Annotated in this window: 26 protein-coding genes, 8 pseudogenes and 1 riboswitch; of the genes and pseudogenes, 15 read left to right on the top strand and 19 right to left on the bottom strand. The window is 37.5% G+C overall.

The features are described 5' to 3' along the window. Positions 1-91 precede the first annotated feature (91 nt). From OWR28_RS21700 to OWR28_RS21685, 4 genes and pseudogenes are all read right to left on the bottom strand, one after another. Positions 92-1396: pseudogene (locus tag OWR28_RS21700) on the bottom strand (voltage-gated chloride channel family protein). 31 nt (positions 1397-1427) lie between these two features. Further along, positions 1428-1495, bottom strand: a riboswitch (Fluoride riboswitch). 164 nt (positions 1496-1659) lie between these two features. Beyond that, positions 1660-2076 (bottom strand): annotated as a pseudogene (locus tag OWR28_RS21695) (GLPGLI family protein); the annotation flags it as partial. Between the two features lie 187 nt (positions 2077-2263). Further along, positions 2264-2497 carry a hypothetical protein gene (locus OWR28_RS21690; RefSeq protein ID WP_332388487.1) on the bottom strand — a complete coding sequence of 78 codons (234 nt, stop codon included), beginning with the start codon at positions 2495-2497 and terminating at the stop codon, positions 2264-2266. A 233-nt stretch (positions 2498-2730) separates the two neighbouring features. Then, positions 2731-3150, bottom strand: coding sequence for a hotdog domain-containing protein (locus tag OWR28_RS21685; protein ID WP_332388486.1), 420 nt, complete (start codon positions 3148-3150; stop codon positions 2731-2733). 119 nt (positions 3151-3269) lie between these two features. On the opposite strand from OWR28_RS21685, the gene OWR28_RS21680 reads away from it, so the two are divergent. After that, a complete protein-coding gene (locus OWR28_RS21680; protein ID WP_332388485.1) occupies positions 3270-3626 on the top strand; it encodes an arsenate reductase family protein in 357 nt (118 codons plus the stop codon). A 143-nt stretch (positions 3627-3769) separates the two neighbouring features. Next, a complete protein-coding gene (locus OWR28_RS21675) occupies positions 3770-3955 on the top strand; it encodes a hypothetical protein (RefSeq protein ID WP_332388484.1) in 186 nt (61 codons plus the stop codon). A 54-nt stretch (positions 3956-4009) separates the two neighbouring features. On the opposite strand, the gene gcvT is transcribed toward OWR28_RS21675, so the two are convergent. Genes gcvT through idi form a run of 3 tightly spaced genes read right to left on the bottom strand, consistent with a single transcriptional unit; the run spans position 4010 to position 6078 of the window. Beyond that, the gene (gcvT, locus tag OWR28_RS21670; RefSeq protein WP_332388483.1) at positions 4010-5086 is read right to left on the bottom strand and encodes a glycine cleavage system aminomethyltransferase GcvT; all 1077 of its coding nucleotides are present in this window, start codon (positions 5084-5086) and stop codon (positions 4010-4012) included. A 9-nt stretch (positions 5087-5095) separates the two neighbouring features. Continuing rightward, positions 5096-5569: a hypothetical protein gene (locus OWR28_RS21665; protein WP_332388482.1), complete on the bottom strand. Its 474-nt coding sequence runs from the start codon at positions 5567-5569 to the stop codon at positions 5096-5098. After that, the gene (gene idi, locus OWR28_RS21660) at positions 5569-6078 is read right to left on the bottom strand and encodes an isopentenyl-diphosphate Delta-isomerase (RefSeq protein WP_332388481.1); all 510 of its coding nucleotides are present in this window, start codon (positions 6076-6078) and stop codon (positions 5569-5571) included. Before idi ends, OWR28_RS21665 begins: the two co-directional genes overlap by 1 nt. A gap of 325 nt (positions 6079-6403) precedes the next feature. Here idi and OWR28_RS21655 point away from each other — a divergent pair. Together OWR28_RS21655 and OWR28_RS21650 are read left to right on the top strand one after the other, a co-directional pair. Further along, positions 6404-6813: pseudogene (locus OWR28_RS21655) on the top strand (LNS2 domain-containing protein). A gap of 86 nt (positions 6814-6899) precedes the next feature. After that, positions 6900-7858, top strand: a pseudogene (locus OWR28_RS21650) (D-2-hydroxyacid dehydrogenase). A 76-nt stretch (positions 7859-7934) separates the two neighbouring features. Here the strand turns inward: OWR28_RS21650 and mscL are convergent. Further along, positions 7935-8312 carry a large conductance mechanosensitive channel protein MscL gene (gene mscL / locus OWR28_RS21645; RefSeq protein ID WP_142725646.1) on the bottom strand — a complete coding sequence of 126 codons (378 nt, stop codon included), beginning with the start codon at positions 8310-8312 and terminating at the stop codon, positions 7935-7937. A gap of 247 nt (positions 8313-8559) precedes the next feature. Here mscL and OWR28_RS21640 point away from each other — a divergent pair, with 247 nt between their 5' ends. Further along, on the top strand, positions 8560-10077 hold the full coding sequence (locus OWR28_RS21640) for an NAD(P)H-hydrate dehydratase (RefSeq protein ID WP_332388480.1): 1518 nt from the start codon (positions 8560-8562) through the stop codon (positions 10075-10077). Positions 10078-10188: 111 nt separating this feature from the next. Here OWR28_RS21640 and lgt read toward each other — a convergent pair whose 3' ends face one another. Both lgt and yidD read right to left on the bottom strand, forming a co-directional pair. After that, positions 10189-11037 carry a prolipoprotein diacylglyceryl transferase gene (gene lgt / locus OWR28_RS21635; protein WP_332388523.1) on the bottom strand — a complete coding sequence of 283 codons (849 nt, stop codon included), beginning with the start codon at positions 11035-11037 and terminating at the stop codon, positions 10189-10191. A gap of 448 nt (positions 11038-11485) precedes the next feature. Next, a pseudogene (yidD, locus tag OWR28_RS21630) lies at positions 11486-11736 on the bottom strand (membrane protein insertion efficiency factor YidD). A gap of 102 nt (positions 11737-11838) precedes the next feature. Here yidD and OWR28_RS21625 point away from each other — a divergent pair. Beyond that, positions 11839-13116 (top strand): replication-associated recombination protein A, encoded by a 1278-nt coding sequence (locus tag OWR28_RS21625; protein ID WP_332388479.1) that lies wholly within the window; start codon positions 11839-11841, stop codon positions 13114-13116. A 93-nt stretch (positions 13117-13209) separates the two neighbouring features. On the opposite strand, the gene OWR28_RS21620 is transcribed toward OWR28_RS21625, so the two are convergent. From OWR28_RS21620 to OWR28_RS21595, 6 genes are all read right to left on the bottom strand, one after another. Further along, the gene (locus OWR28_RS21620; protein WP_332388478.1) at positions 13210-13599 is read right to left on the bottom strand and encodes a hypothetical protein; all 390 of its coding nucleotides are present in this window, start codon (positions 13597-13599) and stop codon (positions 13210-13212) included. A gap of 116 nt (positions 13600-13715) precedes the next feature. Next, positions 13716-14573 (bottom strand): DUF2339 domain-containing protein, encoded by an 858-nt coding sequence (locus OWR28_RS21615; protein WP_332388477.1) that lies wholly within the window; start codon positions 14571-14573, stop codon positions 13716-13718. A gap of 107 nt (positions 14574-14680) precedes the next feature. Then, a complete protein-coding gene (locus OWR28_RS21610; protein WP_332388476.1) occupies positions 14681-15943 on the bottom strand; it encodes a DUF2339 domain-containing protein in 1263 nt (420 codons plus the stop codon). 111 nt (positions 15944-16054) lie between these two features. After that, positions 16055-16765 (bottom strand): hypothetical protein, encoded by a 711-nt coding sequence (locus OWR28_RS21605; protein WP_332388475.1) that lies wholly within the window; start codon positions 16763-16765, stop codon positions 16055-16057. A gap of 366 nt (positions 16766-17131) precedes the next feature. Continuing rightward, complete coding sequence (gene pheA, locus OWR28_RS21600) at positions 17132-17980, bottom strand: prephenate dehydratase (RefSeq protein ID WP_332388474.1); 849 nt, start codon at positions 17978-17980, stop codon at positions 17132-17134. Positions 17981-18195: 215 nt separating this feature from the next. After that, positions 18196-18609: an acyl-CoA thioesterase gene (locus OWR28_RS21595; RefSeq protein WP_332388522.1), complete on the bottom strand. Its 414-nt coding sequence runs from the start codon at positions 18607-18609 to the stop codon at positions 18196-18198. Positions 18610-18745: 136 nt separating this feature from the next. Between OWR28_RS21595 and dnaA the strand changes: the two are divergent. The 6 genes and pseudogenes from dnaA (at position 18746) to OWR28_RS21565 (ending at position 22411) form a co-directional block, all read left to right on the top strand. After that, positions 18746-20198, top strand: a pseudogene (gene dnaA, locus OWR28_RS21590) (chromosomal replication initiator protein DnaA). A 96-nt stretch (positions 20199-20294) separates the two neighbouring features. Next, positions 20295-20747 (top strand): low molecular weight protein-tyrosine-phosphatase, encoded by a 453-nt coding sequence (locus OWR28_RS21585; protein ID WP_332388473.1) that lies wholly within the window; start codon positions 20295-20297, stop codon positions 20745-20747. Between the two features lie 2 nt (positions 20748-20749). Continuing rightward, a complete protein-coding gene (locus OWR28_RS21580; RefSeq protein ID WP_332388472.1) occupies positions 20750-21169 on the top strand; it encodes a nuclear transport factor 2 family protein in 420 nt (139 codons plus the stop codon). Positions 21170-21253: 84 nt separating this feature from the next. Next, positions 21254-21950, top strand: a pseudogene (locus OWR28_RS21575) (SAM-dependent methyltransferase). Between the two features lie 84 nt (positions 21951-22034). Beyond that, positions 22035-22280, top strand: a complete 246-nt coding sequence (locus OWR28_RS21570; RefSeq protein WP_332388471.1) for a hypothetical protein — start codon at positions 22035-22037, stop codon at positions 22278-22280. Further along, positions 22280-22411, top strand: a complete 132-nt coding sequence (locus tag OWR28_RS21565; protein WP_332388470.1) for a hypothetical protein — start codon at positions 22280-22282, stop codon at positions 22409-22411. Before OWR28_RS21570 ends, OWR28_RS21565 begins: the two co-directional genes overlap by 1 nt. Positions 22412-22464: 53 nt before the next feature. Here OWR28_RS21565 and OWR28_RS21560 read toward each other — a convergent pair whose 3' ends face one another. Both OWR28_RS21560 and OWR28_RS21555 read right to left on the bottom strand, forming a co-directional pair. Continuing rightward, on the bottom strand, positions 22465-22809 hold the full coding sequence (locus OWR28_RS21560; protein ID WP_332388469.1) for a DUF4349 domain-containing protein: 345 nt from the start codon (positions 22807-22809) through the stop codon (positions 22465-22467). A gap of 41 nt (positions 22810-22850) precedes the next feature. Continuing rightward, a complete protein-coding gene (locus OWR28_RS21555) occupies positions 22851-23348 on the bottom strand; it encodes a DUF4349 domain-containing protein (protein ID WP_332388468.1) in 498 nt (165 codons plus the stop codon). Between the two features lie 160 nt (positions 23349-23508). Between OWR28_RS21555 and OWR28_RS21550 the strand changes: the two genes are divergently transcribed. Beyond that, the gene (locus OWR28_RS21550; protein WP_332388467.1) at positions 23509-24552 is read left to right on the top strand and encodes a DUF2891 domain-containing protein; all 1044 of its coding nucleotides are present in this window, start codon (positions 23509-23511) and stop codon (positions 24550-24552) included. A gap of 52 nt (positions 24553-24604) precedes the next feature. Here OWR28_RS21550 and OWR28_RS21545 read toward each other — a convergent pair whose 3' ends face one another. Then, complete coding sequence (locus OWR28_RS21545; protein WP_332388466.1) at positions 24605-25021, bottom strand: Mpo1-like protein; 417 nt, start codon at positions 25019-25021, stop codon at positions 24605-24607. A 74-nt stretch (positions 25022-25095) separates the two neighbouring features. On the opposite strand from OWR28_RS21545, the gene OWR28_RS21540 reads away from it, so the two are divergent. Both OWR28_RS21540 and OWR28_RS21535 read left to right on the top strand, forming a co-directional pair. Next, positions 25096-25941 (top strand): helix-turn-helix domain-containing protein, encoded by an 846-nt coding sequence (locus OWR28_RS21540; RefSeq protein ID WP_002980460.1) that lies wholly within the window; start codon positions 25096-25098, stop codon positions 25939-25941. Positions 25942-26029: 88 nt separating this feature from the next. Then, positions 26030-26213, top strand: a pseudogene (locus OWR28_RS21535) (TolC family protein); the annotation flags it as partial.

Below are 26213 nucleotides of genomic sequence, written 5' to 3'. Positions count from 1 at the left end.
ATAGGCAGACGACTAAGAAAGAATAAAAACCGGCATCCTGCAACAGGCAACAAAAAATGACAGGCACCCGCACCTCGAAACCCGCAGCCCCTTATAAAAAATCAGAAATCGATCTGTCCTGCTGGCTTTCATATCTTCTGTTTTTTGCTTCTCCGATCTTCTGCTTTGTATAAATGCTGTTGTGACCGGAAAGAAGATAAGAGGCAACACAGGCAATGGCTGCATATACGCCACATTCTGCTCCAAACAACTCAATTCCCATCAGCATACAGGCCAAAGGCGTATTGGTGGCTCCGGCAAATACGGCAACGAATCCCATCCCGGCCAATAACCCGAAAGGTAAAGGAATAAAAAGAGATAAAGCACTGCCTAAAGTAGCTCCGATAAAGAACAGCGGGGTAACTTCACCCCTTGAATCCCGCAGAAAGCGTGACAATGGTAAAAATCATTTTTAAAGCAAAATCATACAATGGAAGCTGTTTTTCAAAAGATTCCAGGATAACGGGAACTCCTAATCCGATATAGCGGGTTGTACCCATCGCAAAAACAGCAATTGCAATAATAGTTCCCCCTATGAAAGGTCGGAATGGGGGATATTTAATTTTTGATCTGAAAAAAGACCCCATCCCATGGATGATTTTACTGAAAGCTGCTGCACAGATTCCAAAAGCAATACCTGCCAGGATACTGTAAAGAATGGGCAGGAATTCCAGTTTTGGTATGAAATCAATATGATAATGGGTATGTTTTACATTCCAGAGATTGGTTACCAGATCAGCAAGAATGGCCGAAGCAAATGCAGGAAAAATAGCATTGTAACGGATTCTCCCAATGAGAAAAACTTCAAGACCGAAAACCGCACCTGCCAGAGGAGTTCCGAAAACAGAGCCGAATCCGGCGGCTATCGCTGAAATAATCAATACTTTTCGATCATTTCGGTCGAGTTTAAAAGGTTTCGTAAGCTGATCTGCAATAGCACCTGCCATTTGAAGAGCTGTTCCTTCACGGCCTGCAGAACCCCCAAAGAAATGCGTTGCAATGGTTCCCAGATAAACAAAAGGAGCCATTTTAAACGGAATGATGCCTTTGGGCTCATGGATTGTATCAATCAACAGGTTGTTTCCGGCTTCAACATCTTTCCCGAAGTAATAATAAAGCAGTCCTATCAGAAATCCGGCAACAGGAAGAAAAGCTATCAGCCAGAGATGATTTTCTCTGAAATTGGTAGCCCATTCCAAAGACTGAAGAAATCCTGCAGAAGCGGTTCCCACTAATGCTCCAGTAATCATACTGATGAAGAGCCATTTTAAAATATAAGGCAGTGCCGGAAATTTTCTGAAGAAAAATGAGTCTGAAAAATTGCTTTTTTACCAAGTGTTCTTTGACTTTTTGACATAATAATCCTGATTAGTTATTTGTTAATAATCTTTTAATCAGGCGTCATCAGCTTTTGTAAAGCGGTTGGGTAAGGAAGAACACCATTTCCTTTTGATGATGCAAATATATGAATTATGCTAAAAAGATAAAAGATAAAAGATAAAAGATGTTGTTTGTTAAATTTTACCCTTGTTTGACTATATCAATAGGGGTGGGCTTTAGCCCAGCCAAATAAATTTTAAATCCATTGGCTTTAGCCCAAACTTAAAAATAACCATAGTTTTAATATACCGGATAATGCATCGCCTTATCGATTTCAACCGGGTTATTATATTTTCTGATGACCTCCTGCATGCTTTTGGTCTGAGTATTCAGTTCATCCACATTATGAATTTCCTTTCCGTTGATATTAATTCTAAGGTCATTATTGGATTTGCTGATATTATTTCTTTCAAAGGCAAAAGGGTCATTATAAAACTCCATAAGCAGCTTATGTTTTTGCTTCTCATTAATAGGAATTGCTTTATTACCAAAGCTGGATTCCAGGAAATCTGAAGTAGAGGAGATTTCCGGAAGTTCTCTGCTTTTAACGAGAGTATAAATGAAATTTTTCTTAGCATCTGACAGCTCAAAGATCAAACCGGGTAACCCACGCAGTTTAAATGGCCCTTCATTAAATGGAATATCTTTACAGAACCAGGCCGTCCAGCTTCTCCCTCCGAATTTTGTAGTTGCTTTTTGTAAAGTATAATTTTCTACCTTTTAATCTCATCAGCGATCGCCCAATTAATCTTATCCGTAGTTTTAAATGTATAATATCCATTTTTAATGTTGATGAAATTTTCATTATCAAAAGAATTGATCTTTCTTTTAACCACCTGTCCGGTCATATCAGTATAGCTGAAGTTCGTCCCGAATTTTTATTCAGTGAGTCTCTGATGGCGAGATCTTTTCCATAGAACTTTACCTCTTTCGGGGTGATATCCAGGATCATATTCACTTTTTCATATCCGGCCCCGGTAGAATCCATTTTATACTGAAGTTCATAAATGAACCTATGGGTTTGTGCCTGAAGAAAAGCCATCAACAGAACCGCTGTGATTGTAAGGATATTTTTCATATTATATTTTAAATGGACTGATACTAAATTAGTTAATCTTAATTTCTTGTGCAATATAATATGAAAAAGCAGGTCTATGAATTCAGAATGGAGGTAATGAATCTTATTCTTTTATACTATCAAACCACAGAACACATACCCACACTAAATTTTGCAGACTTTTTCCTGAAAACCTTTCTGATTCTTCTATAAAAAAGGTTTCATTTCATCTTCAATCTGTGTTCTCAGCTCCATCAGGCGTTTGGCATACATTTCAAGCTGCTTTTCTTCCTCTGTTTCCGGAGTCCACTTAGGTACTGGGAGTTTTTTACCATTTTCATCCACAGCAACAAAAACAATGATACAATGGGTTTTTTCTCAAAATTAGGCTGTTTCAGGTTTCTTGAAAAAACATTAATGGCGATATGCATGCTTGAAGTCCCGGTGTAAATCACCTGGGCATCAACTTTTACGACTTCCCCGATTTTGATAGGATCATAAAAACGGATTCCGCCCACATACACTGTGACGGAATAATTACCACTCCATGTGGTGGCACATGCATAACCGGCCTGGTCGATCCATTTCATCACACTTCCTCCATGTACATTTCCTCCGTAATTAACATCTGAAGGCTCCGAAATAAACTGAAAAGTAATAGGCTTGTTCTGCATCTTTAAAAATTTGAATAAAGTTATTTAATAATTTCCAAAGTTTTGGATTAAATCCTACTTTTGAAAGACGAAACTTTCAATGAAAGGGAATTTTAACAATAACAGATTTAGAAAACGTAATGAAGAAAGTATTTTATCTCAATACATGCGATACCTGCAGAAAAATTTTAGCCCAATTCGACCTTACCGGCTGGGAACTTCGCGAAATCAAAAAAGAGCCGATCACGAAAGAGGAATTGGCCGAAATGCATAAAAAAACAAAATCGTACGAAGCATTATTCAGTAAAAAATCTACACAGATCAAACTGAGAGGCCTGGATGTAAAGTCTCTGACAGAAAAAGACTTTAAAGAATTGCTTCTGGATCATTATACCTTTTTAAAAAGACCTGTTTTTATGACAGATAAGGAAATTTTTGTAGGAAATGATAAGAAAAATGTTGAAGAACTGCAGAAGTTCTTTGGGGTAATTGAATAAGCAGCCTTAAAGAAAACTGTCCGATTTAATGATTTTATTATTGTGCCGGATATTTTTATATTTAGATTGTATATTTTTTTGTAAGTATTTGATTGTTAGTTGTTTTTGAATGGCTATATTTGCGATCACCAAAAATGTACAATATGAAAACAAACTTTTCAAAAGCAAAAAAGCTTAACAGATCAGAAATGAAAGAAGCTAACGGAGGTGTTGCTTCTTTACCTATCTGCAGTATTTTATGCGGACCTGCCGGAGGTGTAATTTCCAATACACCGGGAGCAGGAGATGTCTGTACCTCTGACAGAAAGACCTGCTGCATCTGCTATTAAACCAAAAAAGAGGCTGTGATTTTTCACAGCCTCTTTTTTTATATTCTGAACAGATTATACAAAAGGAGCTTTCACCACTTTTGCAGGGATATTCTTGTTTCTTACCTGGATGAAGATTTCAGATCCTAATTTGAAATGAGGTTTGTCCACATAAGCAAGACCTAAACCTACCTTTTTCATTGGAGATTGTGTTCCGGAAGTTACTTTTCCGATCACGTTTCCTTCAGCATCTACTACAGGATAGTCATGTCTTGGAACGCCTTTGTCTGTCAGTTCGAAACCAACTAATTTTCTGGAAACTCCTTCTTCTTTCTGCTTTGCGAAAACATCTTTGGAAACGAAGTCTTTATCAAACTTGGTGATCCACCCTAAACCAGCTTCAATCGGAGACGTTGTATCATCAATGTCATTTCCGTAAAGACAGAACCCTTTTTCTAATCTTAATGTATCTCTGGCAGCCAGTCCACAAGGAATAATTCCTTCTTCTTTACCAGCTTCCATTACTGCATCCCAAAGTTTCTCAGCACTTTCGTTTTTGAAATAAATCTCAAAACCTCCGCTTCCTGTATATCCTGTATTTGAAATGATCACATCATTTTCTCCCGCAACACTTCCAACAGTAAAATGGTAGTAAGGAATTTCGGAAAGATTGACATCGGTAAGTTTTTGAAGAATCTCAGTAGCTTTAGGCCCCTGAACTGCCAATAAAGACATTTCATCAGAAGCATTGGTCATTTTAGCCCCGAAAGTATTGTATTTTGAAATATGATTCCAGTCCTTATCAATATTGGATGCATTTACCACCACGAAATATTTGTCATCTTCCATTTTGTAAACGATAAGGTCATCCACAATTCCTCCGTTTTCGTTCGGCAGGCAGGAGTACTGAGCTTTTCCGTTTTCAAGCGCATCTACATTATTAGTGGTTACAAATTGTAAAAGGTCTTTTGAACCCGGCCCTTCGATGAAAAACTGTCCCATGTGGGAAACATCAAATAATCCTGCTTTTTCTCTTACGGCAAAATGCTCTTCTGTAACCCCTGAATATTGAACAGGCATTTCAAAACCTGCGAAAGGTACGATCTTAGCTCCCAAAGAAACATGTTTGTCGTACAAGGCTGTTTTCTTCATATTTAATTTTTATTTCTTTATTTTAAAACTGTTAAAAGTCTCATTGAATAGGGTCATATAGTTTCCGTTCCAGAATTTCTGGCCACAATTGATGGAAACCAAATATAAGTTTTTGTCTTTCTGGAAAGCTTTGGTTACCCAGAACAGCTTTTCTTTTTCGTCAAAATGTTCATACAGGTATTCTGTATATCCTTTCTGGCTCTTTTTTTCCTTTACTTTGCTCTCCTGGTCTTGTGATTGATAAAGTGCCAGCATAAATTTTTTCACTTCCTCTTTTGGAAGGGGAAGATCGTGATACTCCGAAATGGTAATTGCACCTATCTGACTCGTAGGGAAAATATTAACTATTTCACTGTCGTTGGTAGACTTCCAGCCTTCAGGAACATTAATAGAATAACTGGAATTTTCGTAGACCTTTGCTTTCTGTGCAAAAAAAAGGCTTCCCGTCAAAAGAGCAGAAAAAAACAATATCTTTTTCATCATTAAAAATGGTGTTTATATTCTTCAAGGATGATTTTAAACCATGCCGTAAAGTTTTCAGGATGCTCGGAAATTTCTTTATCCAGATCTTCCATAGAAATGAATCTTACAGCATCCACTTCCTCTTTATTTAAATTGAAACCCGCTTCATGATTTCCTACAAACACATGATCCAGCTCGTGCTCCCAAAGGCCGCCGCCTACATCCGCCTTGTAAATAAAATTGAATTTTTCTGAAAGTTCTGTCTCGATTCCCAGTTCTTCTTTCAGCCTGCGCGCTGCTCCTTGCTGATAAGTTTCCCCTTCTCTTGGGTGTGAACATACGGCATTGGTCCATTGATTAGGAGAATGATACTTTCCTGAAGCCCTTTTCTGCAGAAGCATTTCTCCTTTGCTGTTGAAAAGAAATACAGAAAAAGCACGGTGCAGCAGACCATTGATGTGAGCCTGCTGCTTTTCCATCAGCCCTAAAACCCGATCTTCAGGATTTACTAAAACGACAAATTCTTCCATTCCTACAAATGTAAGGGTAATAAATGTATTTTGGAAATTTTTAGCTAAACATCATGCTTTTTATAATAATGATAACAAGATGAAAGAAAATACAAAAAGTAACAGAGTAAAATTATCAATTTTCCGATTTGTTTGTCTGCAATCCTGATTCACTTTATTAAAAAGAAATTCAAAACGAAAAATTTTAACTATTTTGAGTGAAATAATGAATAAATTATTGATATTATTCTCTGAATATTATTTTTATAGTAAAATTTTAACTTAAACTAAGATTAATGTGCCTGATAGTTCTAAAAACGTTAACTTTGTTACTTAATATTTAGTAATGGAATTAGAATACATTGAACACATTAGTCCTATTCTAAAGGATGGAATAAAAAATTACTTAATAGATATCGACGGAACCATTACTGATGACGTTCCCAACGAAGAACCGGAAAGAATGGTTACCTGCGAACCATACCCTGATGCACTGGAAACGATCAACAGGTGGTATGATGAAGGGCATCAGATCTGCTTTTTACTTCAAGAACCGAAAATCTGAAACAAATCACAATCGACTGGCTGGATAAGCATGGCTTCAAATACCACAGCGTGCTTTGCGGAAAACCGAGAGGGGGAAATTATCACTGGATAGATAACCACCTGGTAAGGGCTACAAGGTATAAAGGAAGATTTACGGACCTGGTAGAAAAACAAGTGACCATTGAAGTATTCAAAGAAGACGGCGAATAAAAATATAATTCAAAGATTTAAAAATTACATGGGAACCAGTTCCTTTAATTTTTAAATCTTTCATTTTTTAATATACTTGATATTTTATGAAAGTTTTAGCAAACGACGGCCTTGATCAATCAGGAATAGATGCATTGACAGAAAAAGGCTTTGAGGTTATCACTACAAAAGTTCCGCAGGAGTTTTTGGTAGATTATATTAATGAGCACAAAATCCGCACCCTGCTGGTAAGAAGTGCTACACAGGTAAGAAAAGATATTATTGACGGATGCCCGTCCATCGACATTATTGGAAGAGGTGGGGTAGGTATGGATAATATCGATGTAGATTACGCAAGGGAAAAAGGAATTCATGTGATCAATACACCTTCTGCTTCTTCGGAATCTGTGGCTGAGCTTGTTTTCGCTCATTTGTTTTCCGGAGTGAGATTCCTTCAGGATTCCAACAGAAAAATGCCTGTAGTAGGAGATACTGAATTTGCTGCTCTTAAAAAAGCATACGCTCCGGGAATCGAACTGAGAGGAAAAACCATCGGTATTGTAGGGATGGGAAGAATCGGCCAGGAAGTGGCAAGAATTGCTTTAGGGCTTGGGATGAGAGTGGTTGCTGCTGATAACAATGTAGGTAGGGCAAGTATCAAAGTGAAGTTTTACAACAATCAGTTTATCAATGTTGATATAGAAACAGAACCTTTACAGGATGTTTTGAAGCATTCTGACTTCATTACTTTACACGTTCCTGCACAGAAGGATGGTTATATGATTGGCCAGAATGAGTTTGAGATCATGAAAGACGGAGTGGCTGTCGTGAACTGTTCCAGAGGGGAGTTATCGATGAAGCGGCTTTGATTCAGGCTTTGGATTCAGGTAAAGTAAGATTTGCCGGGTTAGATGTTTTCATTAATGAACCAACACCTTCCAAAGAAATTCTTACTCACCCGAAGATTTCGCTTACTCCTCACACCGGAGCTTCTACTCTTGAAGCACAGGATAGAATAGGGCTTTCCCTGGCAGAGCAGATTTCAAGTATCTTACAGATTCAATAATTTGAAATAGATGATAAAAAAGCACCCCGGTTTACTAACCGGGGTGCTTTTTTTATTTTAAAACTGCTGTTATAGACTAGATATTTCTGCTTTTCAATAAATCTCTGATTTCCGTCAGTAATTTTTGATCTTCCGTAGGTCCTGCCGGAGCCGGAGCTTCTTTTTTGTTGACTTTATTAGCCAGTTTGATAATCCAGAAAAGAACCATGGCAATACAAAGGAAACTGATTACTGCTGAAAGGAAATTCCCATAAGCAACCCCATTCCATGTAAGCTTTGCAATGTTTTCTGCGCCGGCCGCTTTTAATGCCGGGTTTAATATCAGAGGAGTGATTACATCTTCTACCAAAGACGAAACAATTTTACCAAATGCTGCCCCAATGATCACACCGACAGCAAGATCGAGAACATTACCCTTAAAGGCAAACTCTTTAAATTCTTTTACAAATCCCATAATTTATATTTTTTTAATTAGTATATACACAAAAATATGATTAAAAAATGTAAAAAACACTACATTTTATAGTTTTTTATTCCCAAAATATTGAATTTTATGATGATTTCATGCCATTTCATTTTAATGAATATTTTAGCTTTATACAGATACTTTAATTCATTAATGAAGGCTCCTTATTTTTATTAATAACCGTGATATCATAATGGAAAATCTTTTGTAATTTGCTTAAAAGTTTGATTTGTCTATGAAAATTTTTACCGCAGAACAGATACGCAGCTGGGATCAGTTTACCATTTCCCATGAGCCGGTTTCTTCCATCCAGCTGATGGAAAGAGCTTCAATGGCTGTGGCTCACTGGATTTCTGAACATTGTAAAAACCATAAAAAACTGGCCGTATTTTGTGGTAACGGAAATAACGGAGGGGATGGGTTGGCTGTCGCAAGGATACTCTATCTGAAAGGTTTTGATATAGATGTATTCGTTAGCGATTCCAAAAGAAAATTTTCTGAAGATGCTTCTGTTAATCTTAAAAGGCTCCGTGATTTGTCAGGAATTTCAGTCAGGAAATTTGATCCAGATGAACACTATAGCTTTGATGATAAAACGATTATTGTAGATGCCCTTTTCGGGACAGGATTATCAAGACCGCTGGAAGGAGAATACAAAAGGCTTGTTGAGCAGCTGAATACCAAAAAGAATATTAAAATATCCATTGATATTCCTTCCGGGCTGTCTGCAGATAGAATGTTTGACAATAATCCTGTCATTATGAAAGCTGATTATACGCTGACTTTTCAATGCTGGAAACGCACTTTTTTGCATCCTGAAACCGGAAAATATACCGGAAAAGTAGAAGTGCTGGATATTGATTTAAGTAAAACTTACGCAGACACCACTGATGCTGTATATTCTGTAATTGATGATCAGCTGATAGAACCGATATTTGTTCCGAGACAGGATTTTTCCCACAAAGGAAGCTATGGCAAGGCAGTTATCGCAGCAGGAAGTTACGGAAAAATAGGTGCCGCAGTGCTGGCCGTAAAATCAGCCTTGAAAACCGGAGCGGGATTAACCTTTGCTCTGGCACCGGAATGCGGATATGAGATTTTGCAGACTTCATGTCCTGAAGCAATGTTTTTACAAGGAGGTGAGAAGTTTATATTTAATTTTGAGATTGAAGATGATTTTGTCTGTGGTGTAGGTCCCGGGTTGGGAACTCATCAGGAAACAGAAAAAGGTTTTCTGAGCTTTTTGAAAAGCTGTAAACGGCCATTAATCCTGGATGCAGATGCTTTGAATATCATTTCAAAAGATTCGGGAAATCTGAAATTAATTCCTAAAAGATCAATCATTACACCCCATCCCAAAGAGTTTGAAAGGCTTTTCGGAAGTACTGCAGATTCTTTCAAAAGGCTTGAGCTTGCAAGAGAAAAAGCAAAAGAACTGGATATTTATATTGTGTTAAAAGATCACCATACCCAGGTTATTACTCCACAGGGAAATGTTTTTTACAATATTACCGGGAATGCGGGGCTTGCCAAAGGAGGAAGCGGAGATATTCTTACCGGAATCCTGACTTCACTTTCAGCCCAGAAATATTCTGAAGAACACACCTGTATTCTGGGTGTCTGGCTGCATGGCAGGGCTGCGGAGATTGCTTCAGAAAAGCATTCAAAAGAATCTATGCTTCCCACTGATGTTATTGATGCATTGGGAAGTGTTTTTGAAGAGCTGAACAGGAAAGCAGCAAGAAATTTATAAGACACGGGAAGAAAAAGTAAACAGCAAAATAAGATAAATAAAAAGGCAAATCTGTATTTTACAAATTTGCCTTTTTGCTTTTCAGCTGATTTACTTTTTAGTCTGATGAACCTATTCCGGTTTTGCGTTTTCTTCCGGTGTGATTGTAAACTTCTTGGAAACAAGCATAATCACAACTCCTGCAATCATAAAAGGTATGGAAAGGACCTGGCCTGTATTCAGACTGCCAATCTGGATGAATTCATCTCCCTGTGGCTCTTTAAGAAATTCCACAAAGAATCTGATCGCCCAAAGAATGATGAAAAACAAACCGAATAACCAGCCCTGCTGATATTTTTTATCCGTTTTTCTGTACAATATCCATAATAAAATGAAAAGAAGAACATACCCTACTGCTTCAAATAACTGACTTGGATAACGCGGAACGGTAAGACCATATTCACTGCTTTGTTGTGGGAAAAGTAAAGCGAACGGAGAGTTGGGATCAGCTGGCTTACCTACGATTTCAGAATTGAAAAAGTTCCCCATTCTTACAAATGCACCTCCCAAAGCCACTACGATACCTAATCTGTCATATACCCAGAACGGATTTTTTCTGATGACTTTAAATGAATAATATAATGTTGTAAAAATCAAAGCGATTGTAGCACCGTGACTTGCCAGACCTGAAAATCCTGTGAATTTTAAACCGTTTTTTGTACTTATCGGTAAAAATACACTCCAGAAATCTTCTTTAAATAATTCCGGCTGATAAAAGATAACGTGTCCTAATCTTGCTCCAAGAATAGTCCCGATCAATGTCCATGTGAAAAGAGGTTCCAGATATTTTTGGTTAACGTTGTCGATTTTAAAGATTCTTGTCATTAAAACATATCCGAATCCGAATGCAAAAACAAACATCAAACTATAAAAGTGAAGGGTAAAGGATCCGATACGAATTCCTTTTGAAGGATCCCATATTTTAAACGGAGTTTTAAGCTCTACCTTATCAGAATCAGTAATAGGTTTCACTGATTTTACAGCATATTTGAATTTTGAAATATTATCCCTGGTAACAGAAGTATCAATAAGCTTAAAGTTTTTATCGAAAAACTGATACTTTGAATCCTTATATTTGGCTAAAGTTGAAGCGCCGTAATTGTAATATTCAGGCTCAAAATTTGATTCATTTAAGATGACAACAAAAGACTGGTTCTTATCCGATTCCCTGTCAGGAAAAGCCGTAAGGTCTCCCATCTCCGTGGTGGAATAGATTTTTACGGGAATGTTGTTTCCATTGATATCTAAAGTTCCGTCAGATAAACCCCCAGGGTATTCCTGTGCAAAGAGGCATTGGGTGATCAATGCAAACAGCACAAAGTAAATTCTGAAAAAAAGTATTCATTTTTCTATTGATTTAATAGTTTGATTATTGACATTTATGTTTAGGGGGAACAGGATCATAGCCGCTTCCTCCCCATGGATGGCATCTTAAAATCCTTTTAAATCCCAGCCAGAAACCTTTAAAGACACCATGTACCTGAAGAGACTCAATCATATAATGAGAGCAGGTAGGTTCGTAACGGCAGTTTTGGGAAGTAAAGGCGAGATGAACCATTGGTAAAATTTGATCAAAATTACCAGTGGAAATGTAATGATTTTATTGAATGTAAGTTTCAAAACAATGCAAAAATAGGGTAAAAAAATGAAAATTAGTTTAATTTTGTTATAAGTTTCGGAGATCGGAAATCCGGGACATTGATCTTAAAAAATAGAATTACTTTGAATCAAAATATCCCATTAGCTGAAAAATTAAGACCCAAAACCCTGAACGATGTATTGGGGCAGGAGCACCTTACCGGCGATAAAGGAACTATCAGGAAAATGATCGAAAATAATACCCTGAACTCGCTGATATTCTGGGGGCCGCCGGGAACCGGAAAAACCACGTTGGCTGAAATTATTTCAGAACAGTCGGGGAGGAAATTTTATAAGCTTTCTGCTGTTTCCTCCGGAGTGAAAGATGTACGTGAGGTGATTGAAGATGCCAAAAAGCAGAATCTGTTCTCCGGAAAGTCACCGATCTTATTTATAGATGAAATTCACAGGTTCAATAAATCTCAGCAGGACTCATTATTGCATGCGGTAGAAAAGGGATGGATTGTACTGATCGGTGCAACTACGGAAAATCCGAGCTTCGAAGTTGTTTCAGCGCTGCTTTCAAGAAGTCAGGTTTACATTTTAAAAGCTTTGAGCTATGAAAAACTGGAAGAACTCATTGATATTGCTTCGGAAAGGTACAACAAAGATGAAGGTACCGGTTTTAAAATCCTGGAAAAAGAAGCATTCATTCAGTATTCGGGAGGAGATGCCAGGAAGCTGATCAATTCTGTGGAATTGGTTCTTAATCAATATAAAAACTCTGACACAAAAGAAATCCTTAATTCAGATGTTCTTGAAGTTCTTCAGGAGACCATGGCACTCTATGATAAAAACGGTGAGCAGCATTATGATATTATTTCGGCCTTCATCAAATCCATGCGTGGAGGAGATCCCAATGGTGCGGTTTACTGGCTGGCAAGGATGATTGCCGGGGGAGAAGATATCAAGTTTATAGCCCGGAGAATGCTTATACTTGCGGCTGAAGATGTTGGATTAGCTAATCCGAATGCATTGGTGGTCGCCAACAACTGTTTTCAGGCAATTAATGTGATCGGAAACCCGGAGGCGAGGATTATACTAAGTGAAACAGCTATATATCTGGCGGTTTCCCCTAAAAGTAATTCTGCTTATATGGCGATTAATGAAGCGCTGGCTCTGGTGAAACAGACAGGAAATCTGCCCGTGCCGCTTCATCTGAGAAATGCTCCTACGAAACTGATGAAGGATCTTGATTACGGAAAAGACTATAAATATGCCCATTCTTATGAGGGGAATTTTGTAGAACAGGACTTTCTTCCTGAAGAAATCAGAAATATAAAATTATATGAGCCCGGGAATAATTCTACAGAAAAGAAAATCTACGAAGAGCTCAGGAAAAAATGGAACAATAAATACTAATAAAAAAGGATGCTCTAAAACAGCATCCTTCTTATTTAATATTGAATTATTCAGTTGTATAAATGAATAATGTTTTTTTACCATTATAATCTTTTACCTCCGTTTTTTCCTGATTTGCGGATAGATTAGTGTGCCGGTGTCTGTAAATTCATAACCTTCAATAAACACGGGATTATCCGCCGGGATGTTGTATTGTACATTGATTTCAGATAATGCCATTTTATCCAATGGATTCTCTCCGTTCTTGAACTTATACTCAGTGATCCCTTTGGTAAAAACAGAGCTGTATTTTTTTAAACTTTGTGGAAGGCTTGCCGGGGTATTGTATACTTTTGAAACCTGCAGCAGGTTCTTTCTTGTGTTGAATAATTCTACTGTTCCGATAGCATTGTCAGCCACTGCAAACTTTACAGCAGGATTTTTTTGCTGTGCCAATAAAGTAACAGAGGATAGTATTAAAAAAGAATAGAGTATTTTTTTCATAATCAGAATATGTAACTGTTAAAAACGTGATAAATATAGTTATTTTTTATAAAATCTGAATTAAATCTTATATTGTTTTACATTTTATTTAGAAATAAAAACTTTTATCCTGATTCTTAGTCGGCAGCTTCTTCGTTTTCATCATTGCTGTCTTTCTTATCTACCATATTTCTGATGATATTTTTCAGGCGCTGGAAAGCAAAAGAGCTTATCAATAAAATGACTCCAAGAGCAATAAAGGCGCTGATTCTTGAAATATTATCCATTTGCCAGACATCATAGCCGTACAGCTTCAATACCATCAGGCCTACCAGCGCAAAACCAATTTTGTTATACTCCCGGATATTCCTTTTTAAACCGGTATAAATAAAAATACTGGCAAGGATTGTCCATATGACAGGAAGATAAAGAATATTGAAATGCTTATTCGCTTCATAAGATTTAGTGATGTCATTTGAAATCAACAAAACATAGGAATGATGCAGTTCGCAGCTTACCAGTACGATAAGAGCCAAAGAAAGTATCCAGTAAGAAATCTGACGTTTGTGAAACTCCGAAGAAGGAATGATTTTGCTGTAAACATATATAAAAGGTATCCATTGCAGCAGATGCAGCAAATAAAATCCGGGATACAGTTTTTTTGATAAAATAACTGTAACTACTGCCGGAGTGGATACGGAAATAGTGAGAACTGCCAGTAAAAGAAGCAGGTAGATCAGCATATTCTGAATGTCATTTCTGATACCCAACGGTTTTCTGAAAAGCAGTAATATAAAAACATAACAGATACTGAATAACAGCCCTGCAGTGGTAACTGCTGACCAATGCATTTCCGAAATATGATAGGTAATCTCAAGCAGGAAGGTAATATAAATAGCACCATAGCTGATTACAGTGATGAGATCTTCAAAAAAGTTATTGTCTTTTTCCTCCGGCTCTTTTGTTTCATCCCTTAATAAATACAAATTGATCATTATGGAAATTATAGTAAACGAGCTGGTAATAAACGGAGGATTGAATATGATGTTAAAATCTTTTGTTCCAAAATATTCGGTCCAAGTTATCATCTGGGCAATCATTACTAATGGAAACAGAATATAAAAGAAGGTCTTGAAAATCTTATGGCCGGTTTTTTCCAGATGAAAAGAAGCAGGGTACTTTCTATTGCCCAGATACTGGTGATGAGGTGGGTTTTAAACTGAATTGCAACGGCAATCGTTATAAGGCTTGTCACCAGTCCTGCAAATACGGAATAGGCAATTCCGAAATTCTTCTGTGCATATTCTCTGAACAGCAGGATGGAATTGGCTGCAGCAAAAATAAGCGGGAAAATAATGGGAGTTTCATATCCAAGGGTCTTAAAAATATAGATCAGCCCAAGAACACTTGAAAAATTAGCAAGAGCAAGAATGGCAATATCAGAGGTTGAAAGGATATTTTTTCTGAAGTAATCATGCAGTGCGAAAATATAGAATACCACATAACTGATCAGATAAAAAGTAATGCTTAAAAGCTCCGGACTTTCATGGGTCCAGGAGAAAAGATAACCGGTTGTGAAAATATAAGCTGTCCAGCCCACACTTTTCCAATGCTGGAGGAAAGAGGCTACCAGCATTCCGGTATTTAGTAGCGTGAGATAAATAAAGAGGAACAGGTAATTGCTTTGTCCCGTACTGATCATTAAAGGAGCCGCAAAACCTCCTATCAGAGAGAAAATAATCAGCACCTCGCTTTTATAATAATATGATAAAATGATAGAGGCAGCTGTAATCAGGATAGTTATGGCAAAAGCTGTGTTTTGGGTAAAGAGATGATATTCCCGGAAGGCAATAGTGGCTGTGAAATATAAAACGGCAATTCCGCCTCCTGTAATAATAGAGGAAAAAGCTTTGTAATTTTTTCGAAGGAAATGTCCGGTCATGATGATGCCTGCTCCGGTACAAAAACCTATACCAGCTCTTGCAGCTTCACCGATCCAGTTTTTATCGATCGCATACTTTACAAAATAACCAATTCCCAAAACAAGGGTGAAAATACCAATAACAGTAAGTGCATTCTGTTTCAGGAAATCAAAAACGGGAGCCAGCCAGTCTTTTCCGGGAGGCGTTGGAGGCTCTTCTATATGTTTTGCGCCTTCATGATCAACCTGTTGAGGTGGTATTGGCGAAATGACCGTTTCTTCAGATGGAGTTTTCTTTTGTGTAACTTCAGGACTGGCAGTTCCCTTGCCGATTTTATAATTAAGATCTGAGATCTCCTTTTCCAATTTCCTGATTTTGGTATTCAGATTATTGAAAATGATGAAGATAATGATAAGAATTATAACCACAACAAACTCACTCATTTCATTAGTTTTATCAAATATAAAGGAAATGTCTGATATGTTATTCAAAAATTAACCCATCACGGTGCAGCGATGGGTTAAATGGTATAGATAACTAACAATATGTTTTTACTAGTTTGATACTTTGTAAATATAGAATGATGTAATACTTGAACCTAACAATCCTACAGTGAATACCCCAGCGTCTGTAAGTCCGAAAGATACTTTGTCACCAGCCTGGAATGAATACAAAGAGTTGATGCTGGAATCAGAAAGTGTTAGGTTAACTGCCAGGGCAAGGTTAACGCCACTGAAAGGACGGCTATCTATTATCGTAGAAACACCTGCTCTGGTTCTCGCGATTCCGATTCCCGGAGTCCCTGATAACAATGAAGCCTGCAATCCTGTTCCATATCTGAATGCGTATCCTACCGCATACACTCCCGTCGTTGGAATGTTATATGCACCATCAGAGTCTGTAAATAAAGCTGCGCTTCCAATATTCCTGTCGGCTGCTACAAAGTTTACGGGCTGAAATGCTGCCGGAAAGGCTCCTATGCTCAGAAGGCTTATTCCTGTTGTTTTTTTCGCTGCATATACGGAAGTATTGGTTCCTGATGCCGCTATTAATAGCGACGGATCCACAGTATAAACCTGAGTACTTCCCTGATTGATTGCTAAAACCTGATATCCGGGTAATGATGTAGCAGCGGGGGTATCACGAACTTTCAGGGTTCCGTTAACATCTAAAGTTGCAGAAGGGGTTGCTGTATTGATACCTACTTGGGAAAATAAAGGTAAAGTTGCGCATGCTAACATTAAGCTGTAAAGTTTAGTTTTCATGATCAAGATTTTTAATTAGTTGCTAAGCAAATATACAATAAAAATTATACCCAGCATTGTGAAATTTATAATTTTAACATTAAAACAATACAATATATTTAAACATATGTTTATTTTTTAGTTAAAATTACTACATAATTTAATTACGACTTATTATATTTCTTTTTAAATTAATCTCCTGTTTATGAGTGTTTTAGCGAAAAATAATTCTCCCAATGTGTGGGTTATTTTTTCGTGATCCAGAACAAGTGGTCGGTAGGGTGATTTATGGTAATATTTTTTTAATTTCTCGTGTTTTTAATAGCAGATAATAAAAAAACACTGCCTTAATGACAGTGTTTTTTAAACCTATTTATTGTTTTTTTCTTAGCTTTCCAGGAGAAATTCCTTATAATTTCCAAGAAAATCAACGTTGGCATTAATTGATTCAAGTTCTTTTAGCGCATTCCCGTGTAAGACTTCTTGCCATGGGCCTTCAACATTGATAAAAAAGAAATAATTTCCCAATCCGGTTTTTAGTGTTCTGGATTCAATTTTGCTCAGGTTCATCTTCCTCCACGCAAACACGGATAAAACCTGATGAAGCCCGCCGGGATGATCTTCCGGAAGTGTAATGAGCATTCCTGATTTTTCACCCAAGGTTTCCAGCTGATCATTCTGATATTTGTTCTGTTCTTTGGAAATAATGATAAAGCGGGTATGGTTCTGCTCAAAATCCTGAATATTACGGTTCACAATTTTCAAACCGTACAAATTGGCTGCAAACTGATTGGCTACTGCGGCAATAGGAGTATCCGGGGTTTCGGAAACAAACTTGGCTGCAGCAGCAGTAGAGGAAAAGTCCTGCTTGGGAATTTCCTTATAATGGGTATCCAGAAAATGAAAGCTCTGCGCGAGGGCCTGTGGGTGTGAATATATTCTTTCAATATCCTCAATGGAATTTTCCGGATGAATCATCAGATGATGGGCAATCGGCATTACTGCTTCTGCTTCGATTTTAATAGACGGGGTCTTGTATAAATAATCCAGCGTCATAGAAACGGTTCCTTCAATAGAGTTTTCCAATGGCACAACCGCCTTTACTGCTTCTCCGTTTTCAACAGCATTGAAACAATCCAGAATGCTGGCTTGTGGCAATAATTCATCATCAGGAAAAAGCTGTGCAGCGGCAAGCTGCGTAAAACTGGCATGGGGTCCCAAAAAAGCAATCTTCATAGTATATAATATAAGGGATAATTAAAATAAAGGTACAAAGGTGCGAATTAATTCATAAATAGAGTGGGTGTTACGGGCTTCTTTTGTTGCGAGTTGCGTACGGGGTGGGGGTGCGGGTTGTCTTTGTTGCGGGTTATCCATAACGTTAAATTCAGGACATTATCCTTAAACTCTCAAATCCTCAAACCCTGTCAATCTCAAGCTCAAAACCCCTGTTACCTTTCTTTCCAGTTTTTCTCAATGAGCTCCATCAGAAATTCCGGACACTTAATCACCTTATTGGTTTTGGCATCAAGAAAGAAAAGGGTAGTGGATGCTTCTGTTATTTTAATATGCTCTTCATTGTAAATTTCATATTCAAATTCAATTCTTACTCCCGGAATTTTTTTGACATAGGTATGAATTTCTAATTTCTGATCATACAAAGCAGGTCGGATATACTTAATTTTGTAGTCCGAAACGGGAAGCCAAATTCCTTGGTTTTCAATTTCATCGTATGAGATTCCTATGCTTCTGAAGAGCTCAACTCTCGCCACTTCGAAGTACGTTGCATAGTTTCCGTAGTATACGTATTTCATCGGGTCTGTCTCTGCGTAACGTACTCGTATTGAGTGTGTTGTGTGTATCATTTTAGGTGTTAAATTATACATACAAATATATTTTTAAATAATCAATACCTGCAATATTTTTTTTTGAAAAGAAAAAATTAGACCTTTGTCTTCCTTCTAAACACAGTACAAACAAAGAATAATCGGGGCTTAAAAAATGGATGACAATTTAATGATGATTTGGCAGAAATGCCTTCAGTTTATGCGCGATAACCTGAACGCTGCTGAAGACAATTCTGACCTTAAAAAACTTGAAAAATCTTTCGATATGCTATTCGATAAGGTTCAGCCGCTTTCATTGGTGGCCAATAACCTTACGTTGATCGTACCGAGCGATTTTTACAAGGAATATATAGAGGATAATTACCTGTCCTTACTTTCTGCTGCCCTGAAGAAAAATATTGGAAAAGGAGTGAAATTATGGTATTCTGTAATGGAAAACAGACCCAAAGGCGAAGAAAAGCCGGTTACCATGAACATCAAAGGACAGAGCGTTCCTACTCCGAAAACACAGGAAACAATGCCGCAGGGATTCTCTGCCAATATTGTAAACCCATTTGTGGTTCCTGGAATAAGAAAAGTAAACATAGATTCTAACCTGAAACCTGACTACTCTTTTGATAGTTATGTAGAAGGAGAAAGCAATAAATTTGCAGCGACTGTTGCCAGATCCATTGCAAAAAGACCTGGAGCAACCGCTTTCAACCCATTATTCCTATATGGAGGTTACGGAGTTGGAAAACCCACCTGGGACAGGCTGTTGGCCTTGAAGTAAAAAATCAGTTCCCTGATAAAGTAGTACTTTATTTATCATCTGAAAAGTTTATCCAGCAGTTTATCTCTGCTGCCAAAGCACACAAGCAGACTGAGTTTGCGAATTTCTACCAGATGGTAGATGTACTGATTATTGATGATATCCAGTTCCTATCAGGAAAATCAGCTACGCAGGACAGCTTCTTCCATATTTTTGATCACCTGCATCAGAACGGAAAACAGATTATCCTTACTTCAGATAAGGCGCCTGCAGACATCATGGATATTCAGGACAGAATTGTTTCCCGTTTCAAATGGGGACTTTCTGCAGAAATCAAATCTCCGGATCTTTCTACAAGAAGGCAGATTATTGAAGATAAACTAAGCAGAGACGGAATTGTTCTTCCGGGAGATATGCTTGACTTCCTTGCTGCTGAAGCCAAAACCAATGTAAGAGAGCTGATAGGGGTAATTAACTCAGTGATCGCTTATTCTACAGTATATAAGAGAGACCTGAGTCTTGAATTGCTGAAAGAAACCATTAACAGAATTGCTGCCAACCAGAAAAAGTCATCAATATTCCTTATATCCAGGAAGTGGTTTGTGATTATTTCGGAATCAAAAAAGAGCAGCTGCTTTCAAAAACAAGAAAAAGAGAGATCGCATTGCCAAGACAGCTTGCCATGTATTTCTCAAAAGAATTCACCAATTCCACATTTACTAAAATCGGTGAGGAAATGGGAGGAAAAGACCACTCAACAGTAATGTATGCTTGTGATACCATCAAAGACGTATCGAAAATTGATAAAGAAATCAAGAAATACGTAAAAGATCTTACTGAAAGAATCAAACAGTAAATAGCTGAGCTTAAAAATAATTAAAATGAAGGATCGTTGTATTCTTCATTTTTTATTTAGTTTTGTCGTTAAAAGTCTTTTTATAAATACTGACCTATGAAAATATTAATGGTTTGTCTGGGAAATATATGCAGAAGTCCTCTGGCAGAAGGAATCATGAAAACAAAAGTGCCGGAAAGCTTTGTGATTGACTCAGCCGGAACCATTTCATTGCACGAAGGAGAGCATCCGGATAAAAGAGCTGTTAAAACTGCTGCAAACCATAATATTGATATCTCAAAACAGAAATCAAGACCCATTACCCGAAGAGATTTTGAAACATTTGATAAAATCTACTGCATGGATATTGATGTGTTCGAAGACGTGGTTTCTAAAACCAAAAACGAAGAAGAGCGAAAGAAAGTAGCGTTGTTTTTAGAAGTACTGGGAGATCATGAAAATGCTGAGGTTCCTGATCCGTATTGGGGAGATATGAAAGATTTCGAAAATGTTTTCCAGCTTCTGGATCAGGGATGTGATGCCATTAAGAACCAAATACTAAAATATTAACCATGAAAAAATTATTGCTGCTGCTTTTAGTAAGCTTTAATTTCTGTTTTGCCCAAACTAAAGATGAAACAGAGATCCGTAAGGTAATGGATGACTTTATGGGATGCATTAAGTCCCGTGATGAAGCCAAATATCTTTCTTTGTTTCAGGAACCTGTACTCTGGACCGGAATCTACAAAGACAGGACCCAGGCAAAACGTCTTGAGAAAAACCCTAAAGCGGATTACTACTTTGCCGATGATTATAAGGCTTTTATCAAAAGCTTTAAAGATGATAAATCTGAAGAAAAATTTGACAATATTAAGATCATAGAAGACGGATCAATTGCTTCTGCCAATTTTGACTACAGTTTCTGGTATGACGGTAAAATGGAAAACTGGGGAAAAGAGATCTGGACACTGATGAAGATCAACGGAACCTGAAAAATTACCTCTGTTACCTTTTCCATGGATCTTACAAAATATTTCCCACAACCCTCATTAAACGAAAGAACTAAAAATAATACAATGCTTTTCTTACTCCCTGCTTACTTATCAGAAAATACTTCTATCAACCACTTTTCACCTGTTTTGAAGGATTATATCATGCAAACGGATTATTTCTTCGTGGAAAATGAAAAGACGGCGAGAAAGGTTGTTAAATTTTTTGCTCCTGAAAAAAGCAGGCCGATCTGAAGTTATTTCTGTTAGATAAATACACGGAAAATGCAGATATTAAAGAAGCTCAGGAACTGATGCTGAAAGGGCAGGACTTCGGATTGTTATCAGAAGCAGGGTTACCTTGTATCGCTGATCCCGGAAACCTGATCGTTAAATGGTGTCATGAGAAAAATATCAGGGTAGTTCCTGTTTCGGGGCCGTCATCTATTATTCTGGCTCTGATTTCCAGTGGATTCAACGGGCAGGAATTCACTTTCCATGGCTATCTTCCTATTGATAAAGGAGAAAAAAGAAACAGATCCTGAATCTTGAAGGTCTTGTACAGAAAACAGGATATTCTCAGATTTTCATGGAAACGCCTTACCGGAACAACCAGCTTTTTGAAGATTTATGTAAATTTTTGTCACCGAATACCAAACTGTGTATTGCTGCCAATATTAATGACCCGGAACATGAATTTATTAAAACAAAATCAATAAAAGACTGGCAGAAGCAAAAGCCGGAACTTCATAAAATCCCTGCAGTATTTGTGCTGGGGAAATAATATGATATTAACATTTAACAGCCCTTAACACGGCTGTTGCATTATTCTTGTTTTTTATCTGGCATCACTTAAAATTATATGATTATGTCTGATAAAAAATTAGCAGGTATCTGGATTGATACAGAGAAAGCCATTGTAGCCAGAAATCACGATGGACAGAATACTTCTGAATTTACCCTTTGTAAGCCTGTAAAAGCGGAGATTCAGCATGGTAATTCCAGTGAAAATGCAGGAAATAATGCTGAAATCACCAACAGAAACAAGTTTTTTAAAGAAATTGAACATCTGCTGACCAATTCCCAGGAACTCTATATTACAGGTCCTGAGTAATGCAGGAAGAACTGAAACATTTTCTGCATGATACAGCACAGTTCAGAGATTTAAAAATTACGTTAGGAACTTCACAGAAAATGGCAGATGAGAAAGTACTGGAAACAGTAAAGGACTATTTTAATAGGTAAATTGTTGATTATGCAGTAAGAATCTCGGCATCTCCGATGCCCGGATTCTTAGTTTATGAACTTTTCTGTTTTTTATTTTCCTTCCATTTCCTCCAAAAGAAAACTATGACAGGAATGATCAGAAAGAACGGCCACAGTGAAACCATTCCCAGCAGGAAGCTTACAAAACTGTTCCAGCCTTCAGTCAGAGAATCAATAAACCGGCTTCCGAAGCCAATTTTAGAGGTGGCTGAGCTTCTCACTTTTTCTTTATATAGGTTTAAATTCAGGGTACTGTAATTTACTCTGTCATCAATAAAACGAAGTCTGCCTTCAGCAATGTCAATTTCATCTTCCAGTTCCCGGATCTTTTCCTGGATTTCCAGCATATCTTTCGTTGTGGAAGCCTTTTTAAGCATATCCCGGTATTTTTCAAGATATATCTTTTTGTTGGCCAGCTTTAGGCAACATCGGTATATTCCTCGGTCACATCATCAGATGAAACATTTTTAGACAGAACAGATCCAATACCATCTGAAAATGAATTGATAAGAGCATCAAAATTTTTGTGAGGTACACGGATAATCAGTGTAAGGTTATCATCCATATCCGTATTCTGGTATTCTTCTTTCTGGATATAGGCATTGTTTTTCCTGATAATTTCATTGACCTGATTTTGTGCTTTTTTAATATCACCCACCTGAATCTTCATATCTCCGTTTTTAATAATTTTTTTGGAAATAGTATCGGCTTTTTTGCGGGTATAGCTTTCTGTGCTGGATTCATTTTTGTCGGATACCGTTTTCTCAGAAATAACAGGAGCCGGAGAAGATAATGCTGTAACTTTCTCTTCAGGAATAACTTCCATCAGGTCAGCTTTCGCTTCAAATTTATCATTGCCGGATTTACTGCAACTGATCAGGAGAAGGGTGGATAAAAAAAGAATAATGTTTTTCATAGCTTAGTTTCTGATGATATCATCAAAAATTGTGCTTAAAAATAGTTATACTGCAAATTGGACATACATTCAGAACAAAACTTTTAAAACCGATTGGAAAAATTGCTGAAACTGTAAATTATTTCTATTTTTAATTCATGAAAAAAGTCTTTTAGCATTTGTGTTTTCTCCATTTCTGATGTATGCCCAGGAAGTTCCGAAACTTACAGACGAAATGGCAATGAAGCTTTCCGATAAACCTCTTCACTGCATCAATCAGGAATATCCTAATAAAACGGCACATATAATCAATAATGCGGGCGAAGTTCCTTTGACACCTAAAGATCTCCATCCCAGTTTTTATGGATGTTTCGACTGGCATAGCTCCGTTCACGGACATTGGATGCTGGCAAGACTTTTGAAAACAAAACCTAATCTCTCCAGTGCTAAGGATATTGAAAAAATTCTGGATGAATCATTTCAGAAAGATAAGCTGCAGACGGAAGCAGATTATTTTACAAAATTTCAGCTGACAGGGACCTTCGAGAGAACTTACGGCTGGGCGTGGATATTAAAACTGGATGAAGAACTCACCAACTGGGATCATCCGAAAGCTAAAACATGGCACCGGAATCTGAAACCATTAACAGATCAGATTCTCAAATCGTGGAAAACATACCTTCCAAAACAAACTTATCCCAACAGAACCGGAGTTCATCCGAATACCGCATTTGCTATGGCTTTTGCTATAGATTGGGCAAGAGCCAATAAAGATAAAGAATTCGAAAATCAGCTGATGGAAAAAGCGAAATACTTTTTCTTAAAAGATCAGAAAACACCCGCTTATCTGGAGCCGGACGGCTCAGATTTCTTTTCTCCAAGTCTTGAGATTGCAGACCTGATGCGCAGAGTACTTCCTCAAAAGGAATTTGTACAGTGGCTGAATGCTTTCTATGAAAAAAGAAGTCTGGAGAATATTGAAAAAATTCCGGTGGTAAGTGACCTGAGTGATTACCAAACGGTTCACCTGGTGGGATTGTCTTTTTCCAAAGCATGGTGTATGAAAGGGATTTCAAATGCCCTTCCGGCCAATCATCCGCTGAAGAAAAGCTTCAGGAAGAAGGCAGATGTATTCCTGGCTAACGGTTTGCCGCTGCTTTTCCAGGGGAATTACGGGGGAGACCATTGGCTGGCCAGTTTTGCGGTTTATGCCCTGGAAGATTAATATCTGATTCCTGCCTTTTTGAAAATAAACCCTAAAAGCCAGATCGGTCCTATCAGAAGAAACTGAAGGTCTTTGAGAAAAGAAGTTTTTGCCCTTCAATTTTGTGGCCTATCCATTGAAAAATCCAGGTAATGATGAATACGGACAGATAAACTACCCAGGATTGCTTTCCAAAACTTATGTTGGTAAGATAAATGAAATGCTCCATAACAAGCATTACAGCAAGCATTACTACCGCGATCTTAAAAGAAAGCCTGATATAAAATAAAGTAATCAGAAGAATCACTATAAGGCTTACAATACTGACGCATCCGAAATAGGAAGCACAGAAATGAGGTGCGGGAATCAGGGAGGCAAACCCCAGAATCGTCCAGAAAATCAGAGGTACACAAATCCAGTGAATGAACTTGTTGGTAGGATTTCTATGGCTTTTACTGTATTCGGCAAATAATAGATCAACCTTTCTCATACTGACAGAAAATTGGATTGATGCTAAAATAATAAAATTTTGTAATCACTGGTAAGATTGCTTACATTTGCCCTATGTCTGCCTTAGAAAAGTTCGGAGTTGATATTTTTACGGAACGTAATATTTTCGAGCGAATAGCCGTTGGTAAGCCTTTTCGTCCCGATAATCCTGCTTTTATCTTTATTAAATCCGGAACCATAAAACTCCGCCAGCATTTCAGTGATCTGGAAGTTTCTGCCAATATGTTTATGGTAACCGACCCCCAAACCATCTATGAAGTGGTGGGAGTGACGGGTGACTTTCAGTCAAGGATGGTCTCCTATAAAAGGGAATTTATTTCAGCATTATCATTAAAGTTTAACCGCCTGATTACCTATCGGTATTTCAGACAGCAGATGAATAAAGGGGTGCCTTTTCCTGAAGATGAAATGGAAGTAGTCTGGAAAAGTGTTAACTTCCTGAAGTATATCCTGGATTCTGATACCGATATGCTCTATAAGAAAGAAATGGTGGAACATCTTTTCTCTGTTTTCTGTTATCAGATGGCGGGAATCATCTCAAAAGAAGACAACAGTTCTATGAATCAGATGTCCAGGCAGGAAGAAATTGTATTTGTATTTCTTACCGATCTTGCTGAACATCATCTTACAGAAAGAACAGTTGAGTTTTATGCCGAAAGGCAGTCAATTACAACCAGACATCTTTCTTCTGTTGTAAAGACCATCACAGGTAAATCTGCAAGTCAGATCATTGCTTTAATTGTCATTAATGAAGCTAAAGTTCTCTTAAACTCTTCCAACAAACCGGTGTCGGAGATTTCATCTATCCTTGGCTTCAGTGATCAATACTCATTTTCTCACTTTTTCAAGAAACATCTGGAAGTAAGTCCTACACAATACAGACATCAGTTCGAAAATTAAAATCTTACATTTGAACATCTTTTTCCAAAATCAAACATTTGATTGATTTTGTTGTTGACCTAACTTTGCATCTGTAAAACAAGGTAAAATGACAAAGAAAATAAAAACAGCACTATCACTTTTGATAGCAGCTTTTCCTGAGCTGTTTTTTTCACAACAGATCAGGCAGATGACCGCAGATGAGGTGGCGGAACTCGCTGTTCAGAATCATCAGCAGCTCAAAGTTTCCGCTCAGAATATTGATATCGCAAAACAGAATACCCATGTTGCAA

The organism is Chryseobacterium sp. 1B4 (assembly GCF_036631475.1).
Lineage (GTDB): Bacteria > Bacteroidota > Bacteroidia > Flavobacteriales > Weeksellaceae > Chryseobacterium.
Note: the sequence above shows the minus strand (reverse complement) of the source record. Positions and strands in the feature narration are given on the sequence as shown.

Excerpts from the sequence above, each read along its gene's own strand:
- OWR28_RS21690 (WP_332388487.1), bottom strand. The coding sequence starts at position 2,497 with ATGAAAAATATCCTTACAATCACAGCGGTTCTGTTGATGGCTTTTCTT.
- OWR28_RS21685 (WP_332388486.1), bottom strand. The coding sequence starts at position 3,150 with ATGCAGAACAAGCCTATTACTTTTCAGTTTATTTCGGAGCCTTCAGAT.
- OWR28_RS21680 (WP_332388485.1), top strand. The coding sequence starts at position 3,270 with ATGAAGAAAGTATTTTATCTCAATACATGCGATACCTGCAGAAAAATT.
- OWR28_RS21675 (WP_332388484.1), top strand. The coding sequence starts at position 3,770 with ATGAAAACAAACTTTTCAAAAGCAAAAAAGCTTAACAGATCAGAAATG.
- gcvT (WP_332388483.1), bottom strand. The coding sequence starts at position 5,086 with ATGAAGAAAACAGCCTTGTACGACAAACATGTTTCTTTGGGAGCTAAG.
- OWR28_RS21665 (WP_332388482.1), bottom strand. The coding sequence starts at position 5,569 with ATGATGAAAAAGATATTGTTTTTTTCTGCTCTTTTGACGGGAAGCCTT.
- idi (WP_332388481.1), bottom strand. The coding sequence starts at position 6,078 with ATGGAAGAATTTGTCGTTTTAGTAAATCCTGAAGATCGGGTTTTAGGG.
- mscL (WP_142725646.1), bottom strand. The coding sequence starts at position 8,312 with ATGGGATTTGTAAAAGAATTTAAAGAGTTTGCCTTTAAGGGTAATGTT.
- OWR28_RS21640 (WP_332388480.1), top strand. The coding sequence starts at position 8,560 with ATGAAAATTTTTACCGCAGAACAGATACGCAGCTGGGATCAGTTTACC.
- OWR28_RS21620 (WP_332388478.1), bottom strand. The coding sequence starts at position 13,599 with ATGAAAAAAATACTCTATTCTTTTTTAATACTATCCTCTGTTACTTTA.
- OWR28_RS21615 (WP_332388477.1), bottom strand. The coding sequence starts at position 14,573 with ATGATCAATTTGTATTTATTAAGGGATGAAACAAAAGAGCCGGAGGAA.
- OWR28_RS21610 (WP_332388476.1), bottom strand. The coding sequence starts at position 15,943 with ATGAGTGAGTTTGTTGTGGTTATAATTCTTATCATTATCTTCATCATT.
- OWR28_RS21605 (WP_332388475.1), bottom strand. The coding sequence starts at position 16,765 with ATGAAAACTAAACTTTACAGCTTAATGTTAGCATGCGCAACTTTACCT.
- pheA (WP_332388474.1), bottom strand. The coding sequence starts at position 17,980 with ATGAAGATTGCTTTTTTGGGACCCCATGCCAGTTTTACGCAGCTTGCC.
- OWR28_RS21595 (WP_332388522.1), bottom strand. The coding sequence starts at position 18,609 with ATGATACACACAACACACTCAATACGAGTACGTTACGCAGAGACAGAC.
- OWR28_RS21585 (WP_332388473.1), top strand. The coding sequence starts at position 20,295 with ATGAAAATATTAATGGTTTGTCTGGGAAATATATGCAGAAGTCCTCTG.
- OWR28_RS21580 (WP_332388472.1), top strand. The coding sequence starts at position 20,750 with ATGAAAAAATTATTGCTGCTGCTTTTAGTAAGCTTTAATTTCTGTTTT.
- OWR28_RS21570 (WP_332388471.1), top strand. The coding sequence starts at position 22,035 with ATGTCTGATAAAAAATTAGCAGGTATCTGGATTGATACAGAGAAAGCC.
- OWR28_RS21565 (WP_332388470.1), top strand. The coding sequence starts at position 22,280 with ATGCAGGAAGAACTGAAACATTTTCTGCATGATACAGCACAGTTCAGA.
- OWR28_RS21560 (WP_332388469.1), bottom strand. The coding sequence starts at position 22,809 with ATGCTTAAAAAGGCTTCCACAACGAAAGATATGCTGGAAATCCAGGAA.
- OWR28_RS21555 (WP_332388468.1), bottom strand. The coding sequence starts at position 23,348 with ATGAAAAACATTATTCTTTTTTTATCCACCCTTCTCCTGATCAGTTGC.
- OWR28_RS21545 (WP_332388466.1), bottom strand. The coding sequence starts at position 25,021 with ATGAGAAAGGTTGATCTATTATTTGCCGAATACAGTAAAAGCCATAGA.
- OWR28_RS21540 (WP_002980460.1), top strand. The coding sequence starts at position 25,096 with ATGTCTGCCTTAGAAAAGTTCGGAGTTGATATTTTTACGGAACGTAAT.